Annotated in this window: 31 protein-coding genes and 1 tRNA gene; 26 read left to right on the top strand and 6 right to left on the bottom strand. The window is 62.1% G+C overall.

The window, feature by feature from the left end:
• The first annotated feature begins 40 nt into the window (after positions 1-40).
• The 3 genes from Syncc8109_RS01780 (at position 41) to Syncc8109_RS01770 (ending at position 2,185) form a co-directional block, all read left to right on the top strand.
• Entirely contained in the window at positions 41-1,486 is a 1,446-nt protein-coding gene (locus Syncc8109_RS01780) for a helicase (RefSeq protein ID WP_025362064.1), read from the top strand.
• 35 nt (positions 1,487-1,521) lie between these two features.
• A complete protein-coding gene (locus tag Syncc8109_RS01775) occupies positions 1,522-1,770 on the top strand; it encodes a DUF2839 domain-containing protein (RefSeq protein ID WP_006850853.1) in 249 nt (82 codons plus the stop codon).
• A 70-nt stretch (positions 1,771-1,840) separates the two neighbouring features.
• Positions 1,841-2,185, top strand: coding sequence for a DUF1815 family protein (locus Syncc8109_RS01770; RefSeq protein ID WP_025362063.1), 345 nt, complete (start codon positions 1,841-1,843; stop codon positions 2,183-2,185).
• A 2-nt stretch (positions 2,186-2,187) separates the two neighbouring features.
• Here the strand turns inward: Syncc8109_RS01770 and recA are convergent, their stop codons facing one another.
• The 6 genes from recA to Syncc8109_RS01740 all read right to left on the bottom strand — a co-directional run bounded on the left by recA (position 2,188) and on the right by Syncc8109_RS01740 (position 7,454).
• The gene (recA, locus tag Syncc8109_RS01765) at positions 2,188-3,312 is read right to left on the bottom strand and encodes a recombinase RecA (protein ID WP_025362062.1); all 1,125 of its coding nucleotides are present in this window, start codon (positions 3,310-3,312) and stop codon (positions 2,188-2,190) included.
• 86 nt (positions 3,313-3,398) lie between these two features.
• Positions 3,399-4,148 carry an HAD family hydrolase gene (locus tag Syncc8109_RS01760; protein WP_006850422.1) on the bottom strand — a complete coding sequence of 250 codons (750 nt, stop codon included), beginning with the start codon at positions 4,146-4,148 and terminating at the stop codon, positions 3,399-3,401.
• A 9-nt stretch (positions 4,149-4,157) separates the two neighbouring features.
• Positions 4,158-4,229 (bottom strand) — tRNA-Gln (locus Syncc8109_RS01755).
• 102 nt (positions 4,230-4,331) lie between these two features.
• Positions 4,332-5,972 (bottom strand): AAA family ATPase, encoded by a 1,641-nt coding sequence (locus tag Syncc8109_RS01750; protein ID WP_006851859.1) that lies wholly within the window; start codon positions 5,970-5,972, stop codon positions 4,332-4,334.
• 22 nt (positions 5,973-5,994) lie between these two features.
• The gene (locus tag Syncc8109_RS01745; protein ID WP_006850133.1) at positions 5,995-7,026 is read right to left on the bottom strand and encodes an LdpA C-terminal domain-containing domain; all 1,032 of its coding nucleotides are present in this window, start codon (positions 7,024-7,026) and stop codon (positions 5,995-5,997) included.
• Positions 6,993-7,454, bottom strand: coding sequence for an NAD(P)H-quinone oxidoreductase subunit N (locus tag Syncc8109_RS01740; protein ID WP_006850745.1), 462 nt, complete (start codon positions 7,452-7,454; stop codon positions 6,993-6,995). Before Syncc8109_RS01740 ends, Syncc8109_RS01745 begins: the two co-directional genes overlap by 34 nt.
• A gap of 380 nt (positions 7,455-7,834) precedes the next feature.
• Between Syncc8109_RS01740 and rplC the strand changes: the two genes are divergently transcribed.
• From rplC to rpsK, 23 genes are all read left to right on the top strand, one after another.
• Entirely contained in the window at positions 7,835-8,491 is a 657-nt protein-coding gene (gene rplC / locus Syncc8109_RS01735) for a 50S ribosomal protein L3 (protein ID WP_025362061.1), read from the top strand.
• Positions 8,491-9,126 carry a 50S ribosomal protein L4 gene (rplD, locus tag Syncc8109_RS01730; protein WP_006851544.1) on the top strand — a complete coding sequence of 212 codons (636 nt, stop codon included), beginning with the start codon at positions 8,491-8,493 and terminating at the stop codon, positions 9,124-9,126. The genes rplC and rplD overlap by 1 nt, the downstream gene beginning before the upstream one ends.
• Positions 9,119-9,421 (top strand): 50S ribosomal protein L23, encoded by a 303-nt coding sequence (locus tag Syncc8109_RS01725; protein ID WP_006850625.1) that lies wholly within the window; start codon positions 9,119-9,121, stop codon positions 9,419-9,421. Before rplD ends, Syncc8109_RS01725 begins: the two co-directional genes overlap by 8 nt.
• A gap of 15 nt (positions 9,422-9,436) precedes the next feature.
• Positions 9,437-10,300: a 50S ribosomal protein L2 gene (gene rplB / locus Syncc8109_RS01720; protein ID WP_006851794.1), complete on the top strand. Its 864-nt coding sequence runs from the start codon at positions 9,437-9,439 to the stop codon at positions 10,298-10,300.
• A 35-nt stretch (positions 10,301-10,335) separates the two neighbouring features.
• Positions 10,336-10,611 (top strand): 30S ribosomal protein S19, encoded by a 276-nt coding sequence (gene rpsS, locus Syncc8109_RS01715; protein WP_006849645.1) that lies wholly within the window; start codon positions 10,336-10,338, stop codon positions 10,609-10,611.
• A 3-nt stretch (positions 10,612-10,614) separates the two neighbouring features.
• Entirely contained in the window at positions 10,615-10,980 is a 366-nt protein-coding gene (rplV, locus tag Syncc8109_RS01710) for a 50S ribosomal protein L22 (RefSeq protein ID WP_006850331.1), read from the top strand.
• 20 nt (positions 10,981-11,000) lie between these two features.
• Entirely contained in the window at positions 11,001-11,729 is a 729-nt protein-coding gene (rpsC, locus tag Syncc8109_RS01705) for a 30S ribosomal protein S3 (RefSeq protein WP_006850876.1), read from the top strand.
• A 16-nt stretch (positions 11,730-11,745) separates the two neighbouring features.
• Positions 11,746-12,222, top strand: coding sequence for a 50S ribosomal protein L16 (rplP, locus tag Syncc8109_RS01700; protein ID WP_006851743.1), 477 nt, complete (start codon positions 11,746-11,748; stop codon positions 12,220-12,222).
• A 2-nt stretch (positions 12,223-12,224) separates the two neighbouring features.
• On the top strand, positions 12,225-12,434 hold the full coding sequence (gene rpmC, locus Syncc8109_RS01695) for a 50S ribosomal protein L29 (RefSeq protein WP_006850073.1): 210 nt from the start codon (positions 12,225-12,227) through the stop codon (positions 12,432-12,434).
• Positions 12,435-12,451: 17 nt separating this feature from the next.
• Positions 12,452-12,748 carry a 30S ribosomal protein S17 gene (gene rpsQ, locus Syncc8109_RS01690; RefSeq protein ID WP_006850241.1) on the top strand — a complete coding sequence of 99 codons (297 nt, stop codon included), beginning with the start codon at positions 12,452-12,454 and terminating at the stop codon, positions 12,746-12,748.
• Positions 12,745-13,110 (top strand): 50S ribosomal protein L14, encoded by a 366-nt coding sequence (rplN, locus tag Syncc8109_RS01685; RefSeq protein ID WP_006851211.1) that lies wholly within the window; start codon positions 12,745-12,747, stop codon positions 13,108-13,110. Before rpsQ ends, rplN begins: the two co-directional genes overlap by 4 nt.
• A gap of 2 nt (positions 13,111-13,112) precedes the next feature.
• Positions 13,113-13,469, top strand: a complete 357-nt coding sequence (rplX, locus tag Syncc8109_RS01680; RefSeq protein ID WP_006852039.1) for a 50S ribosomal protein L24 — start codon at positions 13,113-13,115, stop codon at positions 13,467-13,469.
• 40 nt (positions 13,470-13,509) lie between these two features.
• Positions 13,510-14,049, top strand: a complete 540-nt coding sequence (rplE, locus tag Syncc8109_RS01675; RefSeq protein ID WP_006851706.1) for a 50S ribosomal protein L5 — start codon at positions 13,510-13,512, stop codon at positions 14,047-14,049.
• Positions 14,050-14,068: 19 nt separating this feature from the next.
• Positions 14,069-14,470, top strand: a complete 402-nt coding sequence (gene rpsH, locus Syncc8109_RS01670; protein WP_006850769.1) for a 30S ribosomal protein S8 — start codon at positions 14,069-14,071, stop codon at positions 14,468-14,470.
• A gap of 14 nt (positions 14,471-14,484) precedes the next feature.
• The gene (gene rplF / locus Syncc8109_RS01665; protein WP_006851622.1) at positions 14,485-15,024 is read left to right on the top strand and encodes a 50S ribosomal protein L6; all 540 of its coding nucleotides are present in this window, start codon (positions 14,485-14,487) and stop codon (positions 15,022-15,024) included.
• A gap of 33 nt (positions 15,025-15,057) precedes the next feature.
• Positions 15,058-15,426, top strand: a complete 369-nt coding sequence (rplR, locus tag Syncc8109_RS01660) for a 50S ribosomal protein L18 (RefSeq protein ID WP_006849625.1) — start codon at positions 15,058-15,060, stop codon at positions 15,424-15,426.
• 14 nt (positions 15,427-15,440) lie between these two features.
• A complete protein-coding gene (rpsE, locus tag Syncc8109_RS01655) occupies positions 15,441-16,085 on the top strand; it encodes a 30S ribosomal protein S5 (protein WP_006851213.1) in 645 nt (214 codons plus the stop codon).
• A 6-nt stretch (positions 16,086-16,091) separates the two neighbouring features.
• Positions 16,092-16,547 (top strand): 50S ribosomal protein L15, encoded by a 456-nt coding sequence (gene rplO / locus Syncc8109_RS01650; protein ID WP_006850777.1) that lies wholly within the window; start codon positions 16,092-16,094, stop codon positions 16,545-16,547.
• Between the two features lie 104 nt (positions 16,548-16,651).
• Positions 16,652-17,971, top strand: a complete 1,320-nt coding sequence (gene secY / locus Syncc8109_RS01645; RefSeq protein WP_006850514.1) for a preprotein translocase subunit SecY — start codon at positions 16,652-16,654, stop codon at positions 17,969-17,971.
• A gap of 52 nt (positions 17,972-18,023) precedes the next feature.
• Positions 18,024-18,575 carry an adenylate kinase gene (locus tag Syncc8109_RS01640; protein ID WP_006849802.1) on the top strand — a complete coding sequence of 184 codons (552 nt, stop codon included), beginning with the start codon at positions 18,024-18,026 and terminating at the stop codon, positions 18,573-18,575.
• Between the two features lie 46 nt (positions 18,576-18,621).
• Positions 18,622-18,735, top strand: coding sequence for a 50S ribosomal protein L36 (gene rpmJ / locus Syncc8109_RS11455; RefSeq protein WP_006850859.1), 114 nt, complete (start codon positions 18,622-18,624; stop codon positions 18,733-18,735).
• Between the two features lie 71 nt (positions 18,736-18,806).
• Positions 18,807-19,172 (top strand): 30S ribosomal protein S13, encoded by a 366-nt coding sequence (gene rpsM, locus Syncc8109_RS01635; RefSeq protein WP_006850466.1) that lies wholly within the window; start codon positions 18,807-18,809, stop codon positions 19,170-19,172.
• Positions 19,173-19,207: 35 nt separating this feature from the next.
• Positions 19,208-19,600 carry a 30S ribosomal protein S11 gene (gene rpsK / locus Syncc8109_RS01630; protein WP_006850182.1) on the top strand — a complete coding sequence of 131 codons (393 nt, stop codon included), beginning with the start codon at positions 19,208-19,210 and terminating at the stop codon, positions 19,598-19,600.
• Positions 19,601-19,621: the final 21 nt, after the last annotated feature.

The raw sequence follows: 19,621 nt of genomic DNA, 5'->3' as shown, positions 1-19,621 counted from the left end.
ATGAACCAATCGCTAGGGGAACCCTGCTTAGGGTTTGATGATGTTGGAAGCCCAGGCCCACCACCAGATCAAAACCCTGCTCCGTCAGGAGGAATCGGACTGGCCCCACCACCTGACCCTGAGCCGGCTGGTGGCACGAAGCCTGAGGCGTCGCGACACGACACTCGTTCAGCTCCCCCCCAGCAGCAGCGAACGCTGGTGGCTCGGTCTGCTGGTGCCGCTGTGTCTCGCTCCCGAAGCGGGGGCACTTGTTCTGACGGCCCCCCAGCGCCGTCGTCTGCTCCAGCTGGAATTGCCCCGTCTCCGCAACCAGGGCCTAAGGCTCCCCTGCTGGCAGGGAGCGACCCCTCCGGAGGGTCCACAGCTCTGGCTGATGGATGTTGGCGAGCTGATTCAGGCCCATCGCGACGGGCACTTGGGCCGAAGGCAACTGCTGATCCCGGAGATGGATCAGTTGAGTCGGCGGATGCGCAACGCTCTCACCTTGGAGATCGAGCATCAGCACTGGGATGAGCTACGCCAGGCCTGTCCCCAGGCGGAATCCGGATTGCTGGAGCTGCATGACCGCATGAGCCGGCAGCTGTTCGCTGATGCCACGAGGCCAGATGGCGCCGTGCGACTCGAAGGCTCAGCCGGGCAGGCCCTGCGTGACCTACTCCAGCTGATACCAGCCAGCCCTGAACCGTGGCACAGCCTCCGCATCATCAACCCGGCTGAGTGGAGTCAATGGGCTGAACTGGATCACCGGCTGCTCCAGTGGCGCTGGAAGCTGGCCCCCCTTGAACCACTCCAACTGCTGCGAGGGGTGCTGCTGGATCACCCCTGCCTGATGTTCAGCAGCAATGGAGACAACGCCAGCCTTGATCTGGAATTTGAACAGGCCGGCATTGTTCCCGACGTGCGGGCGACACTGCGGGAACGGGAGCTGAATGAACCGCTCCCCGTTTATGCCCCGCGTCGCCAGCCACTGCCGAACACCCGGATCTACGCCCAACATCTCCTGGAGGAGAGCAGAAGGCTCATCCTTGGCCAGGCGGGGCTCACCCTTGTACTGATCAATGACAACCAGCTGCGTCGGCAGCTGACCAGCTCCCTGGCTGCGGAATTTGGACGCCGTGTGGTGCATGAGTCGACAGCACCCGAAAGCAATGGCGTGGTGACCTGCAACTGGGACTGGTGGCTGGAGCATCAGGAGCAGCTGCCAGCCCCAGCACAGCTGATTGTTGGCATGCTCCCCATCGCCAGCCTGGACAATCCGCTCACCTCGGCTCGGGTGGAGCGGTTGAAACAGCAGGGAGAGGACTGGTTCCGCACCCTGCTGCTGCCGGAGGCCCTGAGCCTTATCCCTGCCGCCATTGCGCCGCTGCGCCGCAGTGGTGGTCGCCTCGCCATTCTCGATGGCCGCCTCCGAGGGCGTAGCTGGGGTGATCAGGTGCTGAATCGACTGGAACCTTGGATTCCATTGCAGCGACTGCTGCCGGAGTGAACAACACCTAACCTCTCTTCAACGCTCAGAAGTGCATGGGAGAAGCACGCCGCCGGGCTGCCCAGGGCTTACCCCCTCGTCAGCCCAAGGCCAGCACCAAAGCTGTGAACACCTCCCCACGGGTGGTGTCCTGGCTCCCTCTGACCCGCAATCAGACGCAGCAGTTCATGGCGGTGACCACCCGCGGCGCCTGGATCGGAATCGGAGGGATGGTGGTGCTCTGGATCACGGTGCGCTTCATCGGCCCAGCGGCCGGTTGGTGGACGCTTGCGGATACCCCCTGAGCAACCGGCTCAAACCAACAAACAAAACCCAAAGAAAACCTTTAGGCTGGGTCTCAATGGAGACTCAGTTATGTTTCCGCGCCTCGCCGAGCACTACCGATCCTTGGTTGAAGACTTGGTGATGAGCCTGCAGGCCCTCGCCAGCAGCCTTCAAAGCGCCGGCTTCACAGCCACTTGTTATTCCTGTGGCGACGGCCGTGATGGTCATGGAGCTTCGCTTGTGGCTGACATCGGCGATGGCCACATGGTGCGCTTTCTTGTCTCCGACTTCGGCATCAGCTGGGTGGAATCTCGCAACGGCCGAGAACTGGTGAATCTGGAGGGAGCAGAAGCCATCCAGGAATTGCAGCGGATGGCCGATTTGGCCCAGGAAGGCCAGGTCCGCGCCATGCAGTCCCTGGCCCAGGCCGCCTGAAATCAGGCCGCCGCCTCTGAGGCCTTGGCCGGAGCCGACTTATCGGCAGCAGCCGTCTTCGCAGCGGCGGCAAGGGGGCGCATCGAATTCGCCTTCACCTCAGAACCTTCTGTCAGCTTCTGACGCACCAACGTTTCGATCGTGGCTGTTGCGTCCGGGTTCTCCTCCATCCAGGAGATGGTGTTGTCGCGACCCTGACCGATGTTGTCTCCCTCGTAGCTGTACCAGGCGCCCTTGCGGACAACAACACCCGTTTCTTCAGCCAGATCCAGCAGACAGCCCAGGGTGCTGATACCGCGGCCGAAGAGAATGTCGAATTCAGCAATGCGGAAGGGTGGCGCCACCTTGTTCTTCGCCACTTTCACCTTGGCCCTGATGCCGAACTCTTCGGTTCCCTTCTTGAGGGTCTGAATCCGACGGATGTCGAGGCGAACCGAGGCATAGAACTTGAGCGCGTTGCCTCCAGTGGTGGTCTCTGGATTGCCGTAGGTCACACCAATCTTGAGACGCAGCTGGTTGAGGAAAATGACGGTGCAACCCGACTTGCCGATGTTGCCGGTGATCTTCCGCATCGCCTGGCTCATCAGACGCGCCTGACTGCCAACCGCCAGGTCTCCCATCTCACCTTCGATCTCAGCGCGAGGGGTGAGGGCCGCCACCGAGTCGACAACGACCAGGTCCACCGCCGCTGATCGCACGAGTTGATCAACGATCTCCAGCGCCATCTCACCGGTGTCGGGCTGAGAGACCAGCAGGTTCTCGACGTCAACGCCCAGAGAAGCGGCATAAACGGGATCCAGGGCATGCTCTGCATCCACGAAGGCCGCCACACCACCACGCTTCTGCACTTCAGCAATCGCATGCAGGGTGAGCGTGGTTTTACCGGAACTTTCCGGGCCGTAGATCTCAACCACACGACCCTTCGGATAACCACCACCCAAGGCGAGGTCAAGGGTCAGCGCACCGGTGGAAATCGTCTCCACCCGCATGCGGGAGGCATCGCCCAACCGCATGATCGATCCCTTACCGAAGTTGCGCTCGATCTGACCCAAAACCAGATTCAGCGCCTTGTCCCTCTCGCCGGAGGAGCGGGGATCGGAAGCGCCGGATTTCATATCTGCAGGCATGAGAAGGACCTGAAACTAAGGAACGAGAGATCCAATGCCACAGAAGCGCCGAATCGTCTCAGGTAGTACAAGCGTACCGTAACGAATCAGGGCCATTGCGCCAGGGGGGCCCGCAGGCGATCTGGATGGAGCAAGGCAATCCCGGAGGGAAGACCGCTCTGATCCTGCGGGCGAAGATAGCCCCAAGTCACCAGAAAACAGGGCAGTTGTTCCAACCCTGGTGTTGAGCGCACCGCCTCCAGCGTCGCCCGGCGGTCTTCCACGAAGCCACACAGCCTTCGCTGCTGCTGAAGCTGGAGCAGAACCTGAGGCTTGGCGCCAGCCTCACGACCGTCCAAGCGCCAAGGATGCAGGCCAAGGCCGTTCAGCAGTTCTGCTGTGAAGGCCTGGGTTTTGGTGGTCAGAACAGACCAGTCCACCCCCTCAGCCTCCAACTGCTGCAGCCTCTCCACCAGACCGGGGAAAGGTCGATGCAGCGCCAACCAGGCGGAACGGTTCTGCCGAACAGCTTGATCTCTGGCGTCATCAAGGGCCGCCTGGAGCTGCTCCGGCCGCCATCCACGCCGTTGCAGTGCAGAGGCCTGCGCTTCCCCATAGGACTGCAGCCAAACCTGAAGGTTCAGCATCGGCAACTCTGCGGCCAGCAGAACCATCTCCCAACCGTGATGCACCAACGGCCGCAGCTGTCGGAAGGCGTCAGGCACCTGATCAGGCGTCAAGCCTTCTGGAGCAGCCTCAAGACGACGACAGGCATGCCAGGCACTCCACCAGTACTCCGCCATGCCATCAACGATGACCCCGTCGAAGTCGAAGACCAGGAGGGGGCGATCATTCATGGACAAAAACTGGGCCGCTAGGATTCGAACCTAGGAATGGCGGGACCAAAACCCGCTGCCTTACCACTTGGCGACGGCCCATCGATCCGTTTGAACCGCGACCTGCGGATCACCGGAGTAAACATAGTTACCCACAGCAGCCAACCCTTCGTCAATCCACCGGGCGAACTAACCGACGGCCGATCAGCGGGGGAAAACCCTCAGGCGTGACATTTCAGCCTCACCGAAGACATCACTGCGCAGTCGGTAACGGCGCACAAGGTCAGCCTGCATCCGTAGAACACGCTCACTGCGAGGCAGCAACTCCACCGGCCTGCCTTGCGGCATCACCACCTGTTCCACCGCAAGACGGCATTCCTCGAGAGCAGCCAATTCATCGTCCTGAGACGCCCGATCCGGCGGGGTAACCTCTGCGGCTGTTTCGGTGGCCTGACGGCGCAGAAGACGGGCCATGGCACGGGTCACCTGGGGCAGGGTGTCGGACTTGATAACCAGGATCGGGATCCCCAGATCCCTGACCTGACGGCGCAGTGATGGTTGACGACTGAGGCCCAGCCGAACGCTCAACACCACATCGGCCTCACTCAAGTCCTCCACAACCCGCGCCTTCCAACCGTGGGAACGGATGGCCTCCTCCACAACACGAGGTTGAACCCCGCAACAGAGAACCTGCAGATGCTCGGCGCTGGTCTCCAGCGGAGGTGGTTCCTCTGCCGCACTGGCCCCTCGGGCACTGGCTGCAGGCATGGGCACGGGAGCGGAAACCGGCTGATCCGCGAACGACCGTTGGGACGGAGGCCGCAGCAAACCGGAAGCCTGCGGCGGATCCACCAGCTGAACACCCCCCTCAGGCGTCAACTCGCGCTCCTGAACCCTTGGCTTCAGGCCCCGGAGCAATTGATCCACGGTGGCGGCAACGTCAGTGTGCACGGCCCAGCGCTGCCGGCTGTGCATTTCAACCGCCACCGGAAACGTCGGTTCGGCGGCACGCTCCAACACTGTTTTCTGACTGCGCCGCCGCCGGGCCTCCTCATCCCCAAGGGTGACCGCCTGAATCCCTCCCACCAGATCGCTGAGGGTGGGGTTCTTGATCAGGTTGGCCAAAGCATTGCCGTGGGCTGTGGCGACGAGAACCACGCCACGTTCAGCGATGGTGCGCGCGGCCTGCGCCTCCAGCTCCGTGCCGATCTCATCGATCACGATGACTTCGGGCATGTGGTTTTCCACGGCCTCAATCATGGTTTGGTGCTGCAGCTCAGGCCTGGCCACCTGCATGCGGCGGGCCCGACCAATCGCGGGGTGCGGGATGTCGCCATCACCGGCGATCTCATTGCTCGTGTCGATCACAACAACGCGCCGTTCCAGCTCATCGGCAAGCACCCGGGCGATCTCGCGCAACGCCGTTGTCTTGCCCACACCCGGGCGGCCCATCAACAACAGGGACTGCCCTCCATCCAGGAGGTCCCGCACCATGGCAACAGTGCCGAAAACGGCTCGGCCCACCCGGCAGGTCAAACCGACGACCTCACCCTGACGGTTGCGGATCGCGCTGATCCGGTGAAGCGTTCGTTCGATTCCCGCCCGGTTGTCGCCACCGAACTGACCGAGCCTGGCCACCACGGCCGTCAGATCCTCGCGGGACAAAGGCGTTGAACCCAGCGCCAGGGCACGGCTTGGATAACGCGCTTCTGGAACCCGACCGAGATCGAGCACCACCTCAAGCAACTGCTCTCGCGCTTCTTCCGGCCGCAACTGCTCCTGCACGGGATCCGGCAGGAGCTCGAGAAGGCGATCCAGATCGTCGGTGACCCGTTGCGTGCCCATGGGATCTGCGCGTTTCAGCCTTCTAGCAAGAGCGCTGCAGCCATGGCGCAACCAATGGACGCGCGAGGGAAAGGGCACGCTTCCAACCCTCGGGCCATTGCCACAGGGCAAGGCCACGGGTTTGCGCCTCATCCAGCACAGGCATCAGCAAGCGACGGGCCACACCACCAAAGGCGATGCCAGCCGGCCGCTCCGTCGGACGCAAGAACTCCAGCGTTGCGGCATTGGTACCACCGGCCAGCTGCAGGGGGCCCGGCGGGGCCAGACTCCGCATGGCTCGCCAGAGCTGAACTGCAGCCCGCGCGGTGCCAGCCCCCACATCGCCGCTCATCGGACGCCCATCCAGCTGCCAGAGGGGTCTGTAACCAGCTTGCCGCAGGCGGGAGTAGCGACGCCAAAGCAAATCAGCCAACTGATCAGCCTTCACGCCGTGGCCCTCCAAGCCAGAGCTCACAGCCAAGCGCCGCAAGGGAACCTTGTGCTGCTGAAGGCTTTGGATCAGGGTTGCGAAGCCCTCGTCATGCCCAGATGCGGTGTGAATCTCCACAGCATCGGGCTGAATCGATTGGAGCAGGAAGATCACCTGCTCGGGCGCCAAGCGGTGGTCGCGCTCCTCGATCAAGCCATGGGGGCAAGCCGGCAGGCACCGGCCGCAGCCATAGCAACGCTGCTGGTCGATGCCAGCACCGGGCGGAATCGCTGCCGCCGGACAAATCCTTTCGCAAGGCCGCGGGCAGTTTGCAGGGCAGCGGGCAGGATCGAACCAGGCCTTGCGGAAGTGAGCATCGGTGCCATCGCTAAGGCTCACCATCAGCCAGGGGCGACGCCCTGTTTGCGCCTCAGCCCAGTCCAGGCCGCGACGCGCTGCCAGGGCAACCGCTGGATCGGCAGCCACATCAACGCAATGAACACCAACAGCCGCAAAGACTGCGGTCAGGTCGGCAATGGCCGGCAGATCCTGGTTGCTTGCCCCACAGATCAGCTTGACCCAGCGGCCCTGAACGAGGGCGTCGTCAGGCGTCAGGCCTTCAAATATGTGGTCATCGGTTCCCACTTCAGACTGCGAGCACCACCCATCTCCACGATGATGCGTAAACGCGGTTCGCGCTTGCACAGATCGCAGAGAGAAAGAAGTTCGGAGCGCGAGAGCACCTGGCCTTCCAGCAGCCAGAGAGCCACAGGAGCATCACCTTCAAACAAGTCGCCGAGCTGGGGAGCCACCTCCTGCACTTCTCCCACAGCAGCACCACGACCAACACTTTGATGGCCGAGATGGGGCGGACGAATGCCGTGCTTCTGGGTGAGAAACACCTCCGGATCACCGAGACCACGGGCTGATGTCATGCGGGTGCTGTAACCGGCGCCGCGCAAACGTCTTAAAAGACGGGTTTCTGCACCGCCTTCGAGCGGAGCCTGCACCGCCAGACAGCCATTGGCTTCGAGATCACGGCGAAATGCCTGACCGGTGAGAAGCAGAGGCATGGCAGCTACAGGGATTGGAGGTGATTCTGGCAGCAGGCAGAGGGATCAGGGGAGAGGGAAGGTCGGTGTTGTAAGTTCGTTGTTTGTTCTGTGTTTCTGTGCCCGTCCGCTAGCCGGGCCTCCAGTCGGCAGAACAGATTCGACGATTGCGTCGAATCCCCAGGCCAGTACGGAAGCTTTCTTCGGAAATCTCCGTCGGGAAACTGCAAAAGCACTCGTGCTGATGCAAGTCCCAGCCTCGCTGAATCGTTCGCTAGCCCATTCGAATCCACTCCTTCGGGAGTTCCGCTTCGAACCACGTCTGCGTCCAATCGATCAGCACCTGACCCCATGCGGTACTCCGCCTGGTGGTTGTCCACGCTGGCGCTTCCTCCCCACCCATGTCCATCGGCATCCTCGGGAAGAAGCTGGGTATGTCCCAGTTCTTCGACGAGCAGGGCAGAGCTGTTCCGGTCACCTTGATCGAAGCCGGCCCCTGCCGCATCACCCAACTCAAAAACGACGACACTGACGGTTATTCCGCAGTGCAGATCGGCTTTGGCGAAACCCGCGAGAAGCTGATCAACAAGCCCGCCCAGGGTCACCTCAACAAATCCGGTGAGGGACTTCTGCGTCATCTGCGCGAATACCGCGTCGACAGCGTTGAAGGTCTCGAAATCGGTGGCGCCATCACCGTCGGCGATTTCGAAGCCGGCCAGAAGGTGGACGTCAGCGGTGACACCGTCGGCCGCGGCTTCGCTGGCTACCAGAAGCGCCACGGCTTCAGCCGGGGTCCAATGACCCACGGTTCGAAGAACCACCGCGAGCCCGGTTCGACCGGTGCCGGTACGACCCCTGGCCGGATCTATCCCGGAAAGCGGATGGCCGGTCGCTACGGCGGCAAGAAAATCACCACCCGCGGCCTGACCATCCTCAAGGTGGACAGCGAGCACAACCTGCTTGTGGTGAAGGGATCCGTGCCCGGCAAGCCTGGTGCGCTGCTCAACATCCGCCCGGCCTTGCGCGTGGGCGCCAAGCCCGCCAAAGGAGGTAAGTGATGGCAAGTTGTGTCGTTCGTGATTGGCAGGGCAAGGAAGCCGGCAAGGCAACCCTGGACCTGAAGGTGGCCAAAGAGACCACCGCCGTTGACCTGATGCATCGGGCAGTTCTGCGTCAGCAGGCCCATGCACGCCAAGGAACCGCCAGCACCCTCACCCGCTCAGAAGTGCGCGGTGGTGGTCGCAAGCCCTACAAGCAGAAAGGAACTGGTCGGGCCCGTCAGGGATCGATCCGGACTCCTCTGAAACCAGGCGGCGGCATCATCTTTGGACCCAAGCCCCGCACGTACAACCTTGCGATGAACCGCAAGGAGCGTCGTCTGGCCCTGCGCACTGCGCTGATGGCTCGCATTGAAGATGTGACCGTCGTGAAGGACTTCGGTGCTTCGCTGGAGGCCCCCAAGACCCGTGAGATCACAGATGCTCTGGGTCGCCTCGGTGTTGCTGCCGGCTCCAAGGTGCTCATCGTTCTGACGAACCCCTCCGATGTTGTGCGCCGTTCCGTGCGCAACCTGGAGAAAGTCAAGTTGATCTCCGCAGATCAGCTGAACGTCTTCGACCTGCTCCACGCCAATGCTCTGGTGCTGGGCGAGGAAGCTCTCGCAACCATCCAGGAGGTCTACGGCGATGACTGAACGTTTTCAAGGACGCCTGGCGGATGTGATCCGCCGTCCCCTGATCACCGAGAAGGCCACCCGCGCCCTCGAAATCAACCAGTACACCTTCGAGGTGGACCACCGCGCCGCAAAGCCCGACATCAAGGCCGCCATTGAGCAGCTCTTCGATGTCAAGGTCACCGGCATCAGCACCATGAATCCCCCGCGACGCTCCCGTCGCATGGGTCGCTTCGCCGGCAAACGCGCCCAAGTGAAGAAAGCCGTGGTGCGCCTGGCGGAGGGCAACTCGATCCAACTCTTCCCTGAGTCCTGAGGGGTCTGAATCGTCATGGCAATCCGTAATTTCCGCCCCTACACCCCCGGTACCCGCACCCGGGTGGTCACTGATTTCAGTGAGATCACCAGCCGCAAACCGGAGCGGACCCTGGTGGTGGCCAAACACCGCCGCAAGGGCCGCAACAACCGCGGTGTGATCACCTGCCGCCACCGCGGTGGTGGCCACAAGCGCCTTTATCGCGTGGTGGATTTCCGTCGCAACAAGCACGGTGTCCCCGCCAAAGTGGCCGCCATTCACTACGACCCGCACCGCAATGCGCGTCTGGCACTGCTCTTCTACGCCGATGGCGAGAAGCGCTACATCCTCGCTCCCGCAGGAGTTCAGGTGGGTCAGACCGTGGTCTCCGGCCCTGATGCCCCGATCGAGAACGGCAATGCCATGCCGTTGTCCTCGGTGCCCCTTGGTTCGGCGGTTCACTGCGTTGAGCTCTACGCCGGTCGTGGTGGCCAGATGGTCCGTACCGCCGGTGCCAGTGCCCAGGTGATGGCGAAAGAAGGCGACTACGTCGCTCTGAAGCTGCCCTCTACCGAGGTTCGCCTGGTTCGCCGCGAGTGCTACGCCACCCTCGGCGAGGTCGGCAACTCCGAGATGCGCAACACCAGCCTGGGTAAGGCCGGTCGTCGCCGCTGGCTCGGACGCCGTCCTCAGGTTCGAGGCAGTGTGATGAACCCCTGCGATCACCCCCACGGTGGTGGTGAGGGTCGTGCACCGATCGGCCGTTCCGGCCCGGTGACCCCCTGGGGCAAACCCGCCCTCGGTCTCAAGACCCGCAAGCGGAACAAACCCAGCAACCAATACGTGCTCCGGAAGCGTCGCAAGACCTCCAAGCGGAGCCGTGGCGGACGCGATTCCTGATGCAAACCATCACTTATCCGCTTGCTTAAACCGTTATGGGACGTTCACTCAAAAAAGGTCCGTTTATTGCCGACAGCCTGCTTCGCAAGGTTGAAAAGCAGAACGACAACGACGACAAGTCTGTGATCAAGACCTGGTCACGGGCCTCCACGATCCTGCCGATGATGATCGGCCACACGATCGCGGTTCACAACGGCCGCACCCATGTGCCGGTGTTCATCACCGAGCAGATGGTGGGCCACAAGCTGGGAGAGTTCGCTCCCACCCGCACCTTCAAGGGCCACATCAGAGACAAGAAAGGAGGCCGCTAATCCATGACATCGTCAACCCAAACGGCACCCACTGCCCAGGCTCACGGTCGCTTCATTCGAGGCTCCGTGTCGAAGGTGCGCCGTGTGCTCGACCAAATCCGTGGCCGCAGCTATCGCGACGCGCTGATCATGCTCGAGTTCATGCCCTACCGCTCCACCGGCCCGATCACCAAGGTGCTCCGGTCTGCGGTGGCCAACGCTGAGCACAACCTCGGTCTCGACCCCTCATCTCTGGTGATCTCGAGCGCGACCGCTGACATGGGCCCCTCCATGAAGCGCTATCGCCCCCGCGCCCAGGGCCGGGCTTACCAGATCAAGAAACAGACCTGCCACATCAGCATTGCTGTGGCGGCTCAGACCGATTCCTGACCCCCGAGGACTCTGACCCAATGGGACACAAAATCAACCCAACCGGTCTGCGCCTGGGGATCACCCAGGAACACCGGTCACGCTGGTACGCCTCCAGCAAGAACTATCCGGCCCTCCTCCAAGAGGATGACCGGATTCGCAAGTTCATCCACAAGAAGTACGGCTCAGCCGGCATCAGCGATGTGCTGATCGCCCGTAAGGCCGATCAACTTGAAGTTGAACTCAAGACCGCACGCCCTGGCGTGCTGGTCGGCCGTCAAGGCAGCGGCATCGAAGACCTTCGTTCTGGCATTCAGAAGACCATCGGCGACTCCAGTCGTCAGGTGCGGATCAATGTTGTCGAGGTCGAACGCGTCGACGGTGATGCCTTCCTCCTCGCCGAATACATCGCCCAGCAGCTTGAGAAGCGTGTGGCCTTCCGCCGCACCATCCGCATGGCTGTGCAGCGCGCTCAGCGTGCCGGTGTTCTGGGTCTGAAGATCCAGGTGTCCGGTCGCCTGAACGGTGCTGAGATCGCTCGGACGGAATGGACCCGTGAGGGTCGGGTGCCACTGCACACCCTGCGTGCCGACATCGACTACGCCACCAAGGTGGCCAGCACGACCTACGGCGTGCTCGGCATCAAGGTGTGGGTGTTCAAGGGCGAGGTGCTGAGCGAACAGGCTCAGCCCATGCCGGTGGGGGCCGCCCCCCGGCGCCGGGCCAGCCGTCGGCCCCAACAGTTCGAAGACCGCTCCAACGAGGGTTGAACAGGAGGCCTGAACCATGCTGAGTCCAAAACGCGTCAAATTCCGTAAGCAGCAGCGAGGCCGCATGCGCGGCGTCGCCACCCGGGGCAACACCATTGCCTTCGGACAGTTCGCGCTGCAGGCACAGGAATGTGGCTGGATCACCTCGCGCCAGATCGAGGCCAGCCGTCGTGCCATGACCCGCTACGTCAAGCGTGGCGGAAAAATCTGGATCCGGATCTTCCCCGACAAGCCGGTCACCATGCGCGCTGCCGAAACCCGGATGGGTTCCGGTAAGGGCAACCCAGAATTCTGGGTGGCGGTGATCAAGCCCGGCCGGATCCTGTTCGAGATGGGCGGTGATGAAATCACCCCCGAAATCGCCAAGGAAGCCATGCGCCTCGCGCAATACAAGCTTCCCGTGAAGACCAAGTTCATCCAGCTGGATGAGCAGGAGAAGTCAGCTGGCGCCAAGGCTCCGGCAGCTTCTGAAGCCGTCACCGTGGAGTCCTGACCATGGCCCGTCCCAACGCCGCCGATGTGCGCAGCCTGTCCGATTCGGACATCAACGAACAGATCGATGGCCTGCGCCGCGAACTGTTCCAGCTCCGTTTCGAGCAGGCCACGCGCCAGCTCGCCAACACGCACCGTTTCAAAGAGGTCCGCATCAAGCTGGCCCAGCTGCTGACGGTGCAGTCGGAGCGCCAGCGCTCCACCGCCTCCTGATCCCCCACTCCGTAACCATGGCAGTCAAGGAAAGGATCGGCACCGTCGTCAGCGACAAGATGGAAAAAACGGTGGTGGTCGCGGTGGAAAGCCGCTTCCCACACCCCATCTATCAAAAGACGGTCAGCCGTACCACCCGTTACAAGGCTCACGACGAAGACAACACCTGTCGCGTCGGTGACCGCGTTCGCATCACTGAAACCCGTCCGATGAGCCGCCAGAAGCGGTGGGCCATCGCCGAGGTTCTCAGCCACAGCCCCAAGGCTGCAGCTGAAGAAGCCAACAAGGCTGAAGCTCAGGAGGTGAAGCAGTGATCCAGCAGGAGTCCTATCTCACCGTTGCCGACAACAGCGGCGCCAAGCGCATCCAGTGCATTCGCGTCCTCGGCACCAACCGTCGCTACGCCCACGTTGGCGACGTGATCGTTGCCGCCGTCAAGGATGCCGCCCCCAACATGGGCGTCAAAAAGTCCGACGTGGTGAAGGCCGTTGTGGTGCGCACTAAAGCCACCATGCGTCGTGAAACCGGAAACTCAATCCGGTTCGACGACAACGCCGCCGTCATCATCAACGACGACAAAAACCCTAAAGGCACCCGCGTCTTCGGACCGGTGGCCCGTGAGCTGCGTGAGCGCAGCTTCACCAAAATCGTGTCCCTCGCTCCGGAGGTGATCTGACCATGGCGACTGCAACCACCAAGGCCAAGGCCACCGAGCGCATCAAGATGCGCATCCGCAAAGGCGACACCGTTCAGGTGATCGCCGGCAAGGACAAGGGCAAGACCGGTGCCGTTCTGCGCACCCTGCCCAATGAGAACCGTGTCGTCGTGGAGGGCGTGAACATGCGCACCCGCCACGAAAAGCCCACCCAGGAGGGCGAGACCGGCCGCATCGTGACGGAGGAAGCGTCCCTGCATGCCTCCAACGTGATGTTGTATTCCACCGACAAAAAGGTGGCCAGCCGCGTTGAAATCGTCGTCGAGAAGGACGGCACCAAGAAGCGCCGGCTCAAGAAAACCGGTGAAGTCCTCGACTGATCCCGACTTCTGACCACGCCCAGAAGCACCCCAACCCCTTATGTCACTCAAGAAGCGCTACCGGGAGACCATCCAGCCCAAGCTGCAGAAGGATCTCTCCCTCACCAACATCCATGAAGTCCCCAAGGTGGTGAAAGTCACCGTCAACCGGGGTCTCGGCGAAGCCGCCGCCAATGCCAAGTCCCTCGAGGCTTCGGTGAATGAGCTGGCGCAGATCACCGGCCAGAAGGTCGTTGTGACCCGTGCCAAAAAAGCCATCGCCGGCTTCAAGATTCGGCAGGGCATGCCGATCGGCTGTGCCGTCACCCTCCGTGGTGATCGGATGTATGCCTTCCTCGAGCGCCTGATCAACCTGGCGCTGCCCCGCATCCGCGACTTCCGCGGGGTCAGCCCCAAGAGTTTCGATGGCCGCGGCAACTACACCCTTGGGGTGCGCGAACAGATCATTTTCCCTGAGATCTCCTTCGACAAGATCGATGCGATCCGGGGCATGGACATCACCATCGTGACCACTGCCCGTTCGGACGAAGAGGGCCGGGCCCTCCTCCGCGAGATGGGAATGCCGTTCCAGAGCAACTGAGCCCTCCCCGTCGACACCTATGGCCAACCACGACCCCATTTCCGACATGCTCACCCGCATTCGCAATGCGAGTGAGAAACGTCACGAAACCACCAAGATCCCCGCTTCGCGGATGACCCGCAGCATCGCCAAGGTGCTGCAGCAGGAGGGCTTCATCTCCGAGATCAGCGAGCAGGGTGAAGGCGTTCGCACCGAACTGGTGCTCGCCCTCAAGTACAGCGGCAAGCACAGGCTGCCCACCATCCGCTCCATGCAGCGGGTCAGCAAGCCCGGTCTCCGCATCTACAAGAACACTCGCGGCCTGCCCAAAGTCCTCGGCGGACTAGGCGTGGCCATCATCTCCACCTCCAAGGGTGTGATGAGCGACCGCGACGCCCGTCGTGAGGGCGTCGGTGGCGAAGTGCTCTGTTACGTCTACTGATCCGGAGCTGAACCATGTCACGAATCGGCAAAAACCCTGTTCCCGTCCCTGAAAAGGTCACGGTTTCCCTCGACGGTCTCACTGTCAAGGTGAAAGGACCCAAAGGCGAACTGGAGCGCACCCTTCCTGAAGGCGTCAGCGTCAGCCAGGACAACAACACCATCGTGGTTTCTCCCACGAGCACCAAGCGCATCTCCCGTGAGCGCCACGGCCTGAGCCGCACCCTCGTCGCCAACATGATCGAGGGTGTCAGCAACGGCTACAGCAAGGCCCTGGAGATCGTTGGTGTGGGCTCACGTGCCCAGGTCAAAGGCAAAACTCTCGTGGTGAGTGCTGGCTACAGCCACCCCGTCGAGATGGAAGCCCCCGAGGGCATCACCTTCAAGGTGGAGAACAACACCAGGGTGATCGTTTCCGGCATCGACAAGGAGCTGGTGGGCAACGAAGCCGCCAAGGTCCGCGCCATCCGTCCCCCCGAGCCCTACAAGGGCAAGGGCATCAAGTACGAGGGCGAGCGCATCCTGCGCAAGGCAGGCAAGTCCGGCAAGAAATAAGCCTTGTCCTGACGTTCCTTCCCTTCACCCACTATGTCCCAAATTTCCCGCAAACAGCAGACGCAGAAACGCCACCGGCGTCTGCGTCGTCACATCACCGGAACTTCAGACCGTCCGCGGCTGGCCGTGTTCCGCTCCAACAACCACATCTACGCCCAGGTCATCGACGACGCGGCCCAGAGCACACTCTGCTCAGCCTCCACCGTTGACAAGGAGCTGCGCACCGGCCTCAAGGCTCCGGCTGGCAGCTGCGACGCCTCTGTCGCCGTTGGCGAACTGGTCGCCAAGCGCGCCATCGCCAAAGGCATCCAACAGGTGGTGTTCGACCGCGGCGGAAATCTGTACCACGGCCGGATTAAAGCCCTCGCCGATGCCGCCCGGGAAGCGGGCCTTCAGTTCTGATTCCTGCTCAACCCATGACAGATTCCTCCCCCCAATCCAATCCCAACTCCGTGCCGGGTGCGGCCGACGTTCCAGCTGCAGCCGAAGGGCAGCAGCAACAGGAACAGCGCCGCGGCCGTGGCGACCGTGACGGTCGTCGTGGCGACCGGCGTGGTGGCCGTCGCGGCCAGGAGCGCGACTCCGAATGGCAGGAGCGCGTGGTTCAAATCCGCCGCGTCTCCAAGACCGTCAAAGGCGGTAAGAAGATGAGCTTCCGGGCCATCGTGGTTGTCGGCAACGAGAAAGGCCAGGTCGGCGTTGGCGTCGGCAAGGCCGGTGATGTGATCGGTGCCGTCCGCAAGGGTGTTGCCGATGGCAAGAAGCACCTCGTCAAAGTGCCGTTGACCCGCCACAACTCCATCCCGACCCTCTCCAATGGTCGTGATGGTGCTGCCAGCGTGCTCATCCGCCCTGCAGCCCCTGGTACCGGTGTGATCGCTGGCGGTTCCATCCGCACAGTGCTCGAACTCGCCGGCATCAAGAACGTCCTGGCCAAGCGCCTGGGCAGCAAGACCCCCCTGAACAATGCACGGGCTGCCATGGTGGCCCTGTCGCTTCTCCGCACCCACAAGGAGACGGCGAAGGAACGGGGAATCTCCCTCGAACAGATCTATTCCTGATTCGCGATGACTCTCCGACTCGATTCCCTCAAATCCAACAAGGGCGCTCGTCGCCGCAAATTGCGCAAGGGCCGCGGCATCGCTGCCGGTCAGGGTGCCAGCTGCGGCTTCGGTATGCGCGGCCAGAAATCCCGCTCGGGTCGCCCCACGCGCCCCGGCTTTGAGGGTGGCCAAATGCCTCTGTACCGCCGGGTGCCGAAGCTGAAGCACTTCCCCCTGGTGAATCCCAAGTTCTTCACCGTGCTCAACGTTTCGGCGTTGAACGACCTGAAGGACGGCAGCACCGTCAACTTGGATTCCCTGGTCAAGGACGGCATCGTGACCAGCCCCAAGCATCCTCTGAAGATGCTCGGTAACGGTGAACTGAAAGCCAAAAAGCTGACAGTGCAAGCCGCGGCGTTCACCGCCTCCGCCCGCGCCAAGATCGAAGCCGCAGGAGGCACCTGCGAAATCCTCGACTAATCAAGGGCTCGTCCCCAAGTCAGCCCTAGGGTCTGAGCCGTCCGCTGGATTTCGATCCACGGGCGGCTTCTTGGCTTTTCGCCCAACTTCACTTTCTTCCGGACATGCTCGTCAGTCGGGGTCGCAACCCCAACGCCTCCGAAGTGATCGGCCAGCTGATCACCAACCCTGGGCTCCGCAGTCGCGTGCTCACCACACTCGGCCTGCTGTTGTTGGTGCGTCTTGGGATCTACATCCCAATGCCCGGAATCGATCGGGAAGCGTTCAAGCAATTCATCGATCAAGGCGGACAGCTGATCGGTTTTCTCGACATCTTCACCGGCGGCGGGATCTCCACCCTGGGCATCTTTGCCCTGGGGATCCTGCCCTTCATCAATGCCTCGATCATCCTCCAGCTGTTGACCGCGGCGCTGCCGCAGCTGGAAGACCTCCAGAAAAATGAAGGCGAGGCCGGCCGACGCAAGATCGCCCAGATCACCCGTTATGTGGCGCTGGGATGGGGGCTGGTCCAGAGCGTGGTCTTCGCGATGATCCTGCGCCAATACGCCGTGGAGGGGCTGAGCGAAGTGGCCTTTGTGGTGCAGACGGCACTGGCCCTGGTCACCGGCTCGATGGTGGTGATGTGGCTGAGTGAAGTGATCACGGAGCGGGGCATCGGCCAGGGGGCTTCCCTGGTGATTTTTCTGAACATCGTCGCCACCCTGCCGCGCACCCTCGGCGCCACGATCGAAGCCGCTCAAACCGGTGACCGGGACACCGTCCTGGGCATCATTGTTCTGGTGCTGGTGTTCCTGGCCACGATCGTTGGAATCATCTTCGTGCAGGAGGGGGCTCGCCGTATCCCCATCGTCAGTGCCAAGCGCCAAGTGGGTGGAGCAGGTGTTCTTCCCACGCGTCAGAGCTATCTGCCGCTCAAGCTGAATGCCGGCGGTGTGATGCCGATCATCTTCGCCTCAGCTCTGATTTTTCTGCCGGTCACCATCGCCAACCTCACCAAAAGTGAGTGGTTGATCCGTGCGGCCAGTGCCCTGAATCCTGGGGCAGCGAACCCCTGGCCGTACGCACTCACGTTTTTTGCGTTGATCCTGGGCTTCTCCTATTTCTACGCCTCTCTCACGGTGAATCCCGCTGACATCGCCACGAACCTGAAACGGGGTGGTGTGGCGATTCCAGGCGTTCGCCCCGGCAGCGCCACGGCCACCTACCTCTCAGGAGTCCAGAACCGCCTCACCTTGCTGGGTGGCCTGTTCCTCGGCGCCGTCGCCATCATTCCCGCGGCCGTCGAACGCGCCACGAATGTGCAGACCTTCCAGGGACTTGGCGCCACGTCACTGCTGATCCTTGTCGGTGTGGCCATCGACACGGCCAAGCAGGTGCAGACCTATGTGATCTCACAACGCTACGAAGGCCTCGTTCGCCAGTGAGCGCTGCTGGGCAGCGCTCCTTCCGTTCACGTCACCTCACGCTTACGCAACCATGAAAAATCGCTTGCTCTTTCTGGGCCCTCCCGGAGCCGGCAAAGGCACCCAGGCCGCTCGGCTGTGCGATGCCAACAGCATGAAGCATCTGTCCACAGGCGATCTGCTGCGCTCTGAAGTGGCAGCCGGCAGCGATCTGGGCAAAGAAGCTGAAGCGGTGATGAACCGCGGCGAACTGGTGAGCGACGCCCTCGTGCTGGCGATTGTGGAAAGCCAGATGAAGGCACTCACCACAGATGGCTGGCTGCTGGATGGGTTCCCCCGCACGGTGCCCCAGGCTGAAGCCCTAGAACCTCTGCTGGCCGAATTGCAGCAACCCATCCAAGCCGTGGTTCTGCTGGAGCTGGATGACGCCGTTTTGATTGAACGCCTGCTGGCCCGCGGTCGCGCTGACGACAACGAAGCGGTGATCCGCAATCGCCTGGAGGTTTACCGCGAGAAAACCGCACCCCTGATTCGCTTCTACAGCGATAAGGGACTCCTTGTTTCCGTCCCCGCCCAGGGCTCAGTCGAGGAGATCACCAAGCGGATCGAGTCAGTTCTTTGTTGACCGGCATGGTAGTGTTGCCGTTTGGAAATTTGGAGAGCCACGCCTCATGAAGGTGCGCAGCTCAGTGAAAAAAATGTGTGACAAGTGCCGGGTGATCCGTCGCCACGGCAAGGTCATGGTCATTTGCGCCAACCCCAAGCACAAACAGCGCCAGGGCTGATTCCCCGCTGTTCCAGAACATTCCTCGCCTCCAGGACTTCGGAGGCATCTGTCCTTTTCAACTAAACGAACGTGGCACGGATCGCCGGCGTTGACATTCCCCGCGACAAGCGGATCGAAGTGTCCCTCACCTACATCTACGGAGTTGGTCTCACCCGCTCACAGGCCATCCTGGCCAAAACCGGCGTGAACCCCGACATCCGGGTGAAAGATCTGGAGGACGGAGATCTTCAGAAGCTCCGTAACGCCATGGAGGAATACACCCTCGAAGGCGATCTGCGCCGTCAGGAGGGCATGGCCCTCAAGCGCCTACAAGACATCGGCTGCGTTCGTGGCCGTCGCCACCGCATGAGCCTCCCAGTTCGCGGCCAACGCACCCGCACCAACGCCCGCACCCGCCGCGGCGCACGGAAAACTGTGGCCGGCAAGAAGAAGTAAGTCCTCAACATCCTTATCCCTGACTGCATACGGCCATGGCTAAAACCGTCAAAAAATCCGGCCCCAAGAAGGCCAAGCGCAACGTCCCGAACGGCGTCGCTCACATCCAGAGCACCTTCAACAACACCATCGTGTCTATCACCGATACGGCCGGTGAGGTGATTTCATGGTCGTCTGCAGGTGCCAGTGGCTTCAAAGGTGCTCGCAAAGGCACACCCTTCGCGGCTCAAACCGCTGCAGAAGCAGCAGCACGTCGCGCCCTTGACCAAGGCATGCGTCAGATCGAAGTGTTGGTGAGGGGTCCTGGCTCAGGCCGTGAGACCGCCATCCGTGCTCTCCAGGTCGCTGGCCTCGAAATCACTCTGATTCGCGACGTCACCCCCCTGCCCCATAACGGTTGCCGCCGGCCCAAGCGCCGCCGCGTCTGAACCGAGCTGATTTACGTCCGG

Origin of the sequence: Synechococcus sp. WH 8109, from assembly GCF_000161795.2 — a bacterium.
GTDB lineage: Bacteria > Cyanobacteriota > Cyanobacteriia > PCC-6307 > Cyanobiaceae > Parasynechococcus.
The sequence above is the reverse complement of the archived record's forward strand: the minus strand, read 5'-3'. Positions and strand labels throughout refer to the sequence as shown.

Excerpts from the sequence above, each read along its gene's own strand:
- Syncc8109_RS01780 (WP_025362064.1), top strand. The coding sequence starts at position 41 with ATGTTGGAAGCCCAGGCCCACCACCAGATCAAAACCCTGCTCCGTCAG.
- Syncc8109_RS01775 (WP_006850853.1), top strand. The coding sequence starts at position 1,522 with ATGGGAGAAGCACGCCGCCGGGCTGCCCAGGGCTTACCCCCTCGTCAG.
- Syncc8109_RS01770 (WP_025362063.1), top strand. The coding sequence starts at position 1,841 with ATGTTTCCGCGCCTCGCCGAGCACTACCGATCCTTGGTTGAAGACTTG.
- recA (WP_025362062.1), bottom strand. The coding sequence starts at position 3,312 with ATGCCTGCAGATATGAAATCCGGCGCTTCCGATCCCCGCTCCTCCGGC.
- Syncc8109_RS01760 (WP_006850422.1), bottom strand. The coding sequence starts at position 4,148 with ATGAATGATCGCCCCCTCCTGGTCTTCGACTTCGACGGGGTCATCGTT.
- Syncc8109_RS01750 (WP_006851859.1), bottom strand. The coding sequence starts at position 5,972 with ATGGGCACGCAACGGGTCACCGACGATCTGGATCGCCTTCTCGAGCTC.
- Syncc8109_RS01740 (WP_006850745.1), bottom strand. The coding sequence starts at position 7,454 with ATGCCTCTGCTTCTCACCGGTCAGGCATTTCGCCGTGATCTCGAAGCC.
- rplC (WP_025362061.1), top strand. The coding sequence starts at position 7,835 with ATGTCCATCGGCATCCTCGGGAAGAAGCTGGGTATGTCCCAGTTCTTC.
- rplD (WP_006851544.1), top strand. The coding sequence starts at position 8,491 with ATGGCAAGTTGTGTCGTTCGTGATTGGCAGGGCAAGGAAGCCGGCAAG.
- Syncc8109_RS01725 (WP_006850625.1), top strand. The coding sequence starts at position 9,119 with ATGACTGAACGTTTTCAAGGACGCCTGGCGGATGTGATCCGCCGTCCC.
- rplB (WP_006851794.1), top strand. The coding sequence starts at position 9,437 with ATGGCAATCCGTAATTTCCGCCCCTACACCCCCGGTACCCGCACCCGG.
- rpsS (WP_006849645.1), top strand. The coding sequence starts at position 10,336 with ATGGGACGTTCACTCAAAAAAGGTCCGTTTATTGCCGACAGCCTGCTT.
- rplV (WP_006850331.1), top strand. The coding sequence starts at position 10,615 with ATGACATCGTCAACCCAAACGGCACCCACTGCCCAGGCTCACGGTCGC.
- rpsC (WP_006850876.1), top strand. The coding sequence starts at position 11,001 with ATGGGACACAAAATCAACCCAACCGGTCTGCGCCTGGGGATCACCCAG.
- rplP (WP_006851743.1), top strand. The coding sequence starts at position 11,746 with ATGCTGAGTCCAAAACGCGTCAAATTCCGTAAGCAGCAGCGAGGCCGC.
- rpmC (WP_006850073.1), top strand. The coding sequence starts at position 12,225 with ATGGCCCGTCCCAACGCCGCCGATGTGCGCAGCCTGTCCGATTCGGAC.
- rpsQ (WP_006850241.1), top strand. The coding sequence starts at position 12,452 with ATGGCAGTCAAGGAAAGGATCGGCACCGTCGTCAGCGACAAGATGGAA.
- rplX (WP_006852039.1), top strand. The coding sequence starts at position 13,113 with ATGGCGACTGCAACCACCAAGGCCAAGGCCACCGAGCGCATCAAGATG.
- rplE (WP_006851706.1), top strand. The coding sequence starts at position 13,510 with ATGTCACTCAAGAAGCGCTACCGGGAGACCATCCAGCCCAAGCTGCAG.
- rpsH (WP_006850769.1), top strand. The coding sequence starts at position 14,069 with ATGGCCAACCACGACCCCATTTCCGACATGCTCACCCGCATTCGCAAT.
- rplF (WP_006851622.1), top strand. The coding sequence starts at position 14,485 with ATGTCACGAATCGGCAAAAACCCTGTTCCCGTCCCTGAAAAGGTCACG.
- rplR (WP_006849625.1), top strand. The coding sequence starts at position 15,058 with ATGTCCCAAATTTCCCGCAAACAGCAGACGCAGAAACGCCACCGGCGT.
- rpsE (WP_006851213.1), top strand. The coding sequence starts at position 15,441 with ATGACAGATTCCTCCCCCCAATCCAATCCCAACTCCGTGCCGGGTGCG.
- rplO (WP_006850777.1), top strand. The coding sequence starts at position 16,092 with ATGACTCTCCGACTCGATTCCCTCAAATCCAACAAGGGCGCTCGTCGC.
- secY (WP_006850514.1), top strand. The coding sequence starts at position 16,652 with ATGCTCGTCAGTCGGGGTCGCAACCCCAACGCCTCCGAAGTGATCGGC.
- Syncc8109_RS01640 (WP_006849802.1), top strand. The coding sequence starts at position 18,024 with ATGAAAAATCGCTTGCTCTTTCTGGGCCCTCCCGGAGCCGGCAAAGGC.
- rpmJ (WP_006850859.1), top strand. The coding sequence starts at position 18,622 with ATGAAGGTGCGCAGCTCAGTGAAAAAAATGTGTGACAAGTGCCGGGTG.
- rpsK (WP_006850182.1), top strand. The coding sequence starts at position 19,208 with ATGGCTAAAACCGTCAAAAAATCCGGCCCCAAGAAGGCCAAGCGCAAC.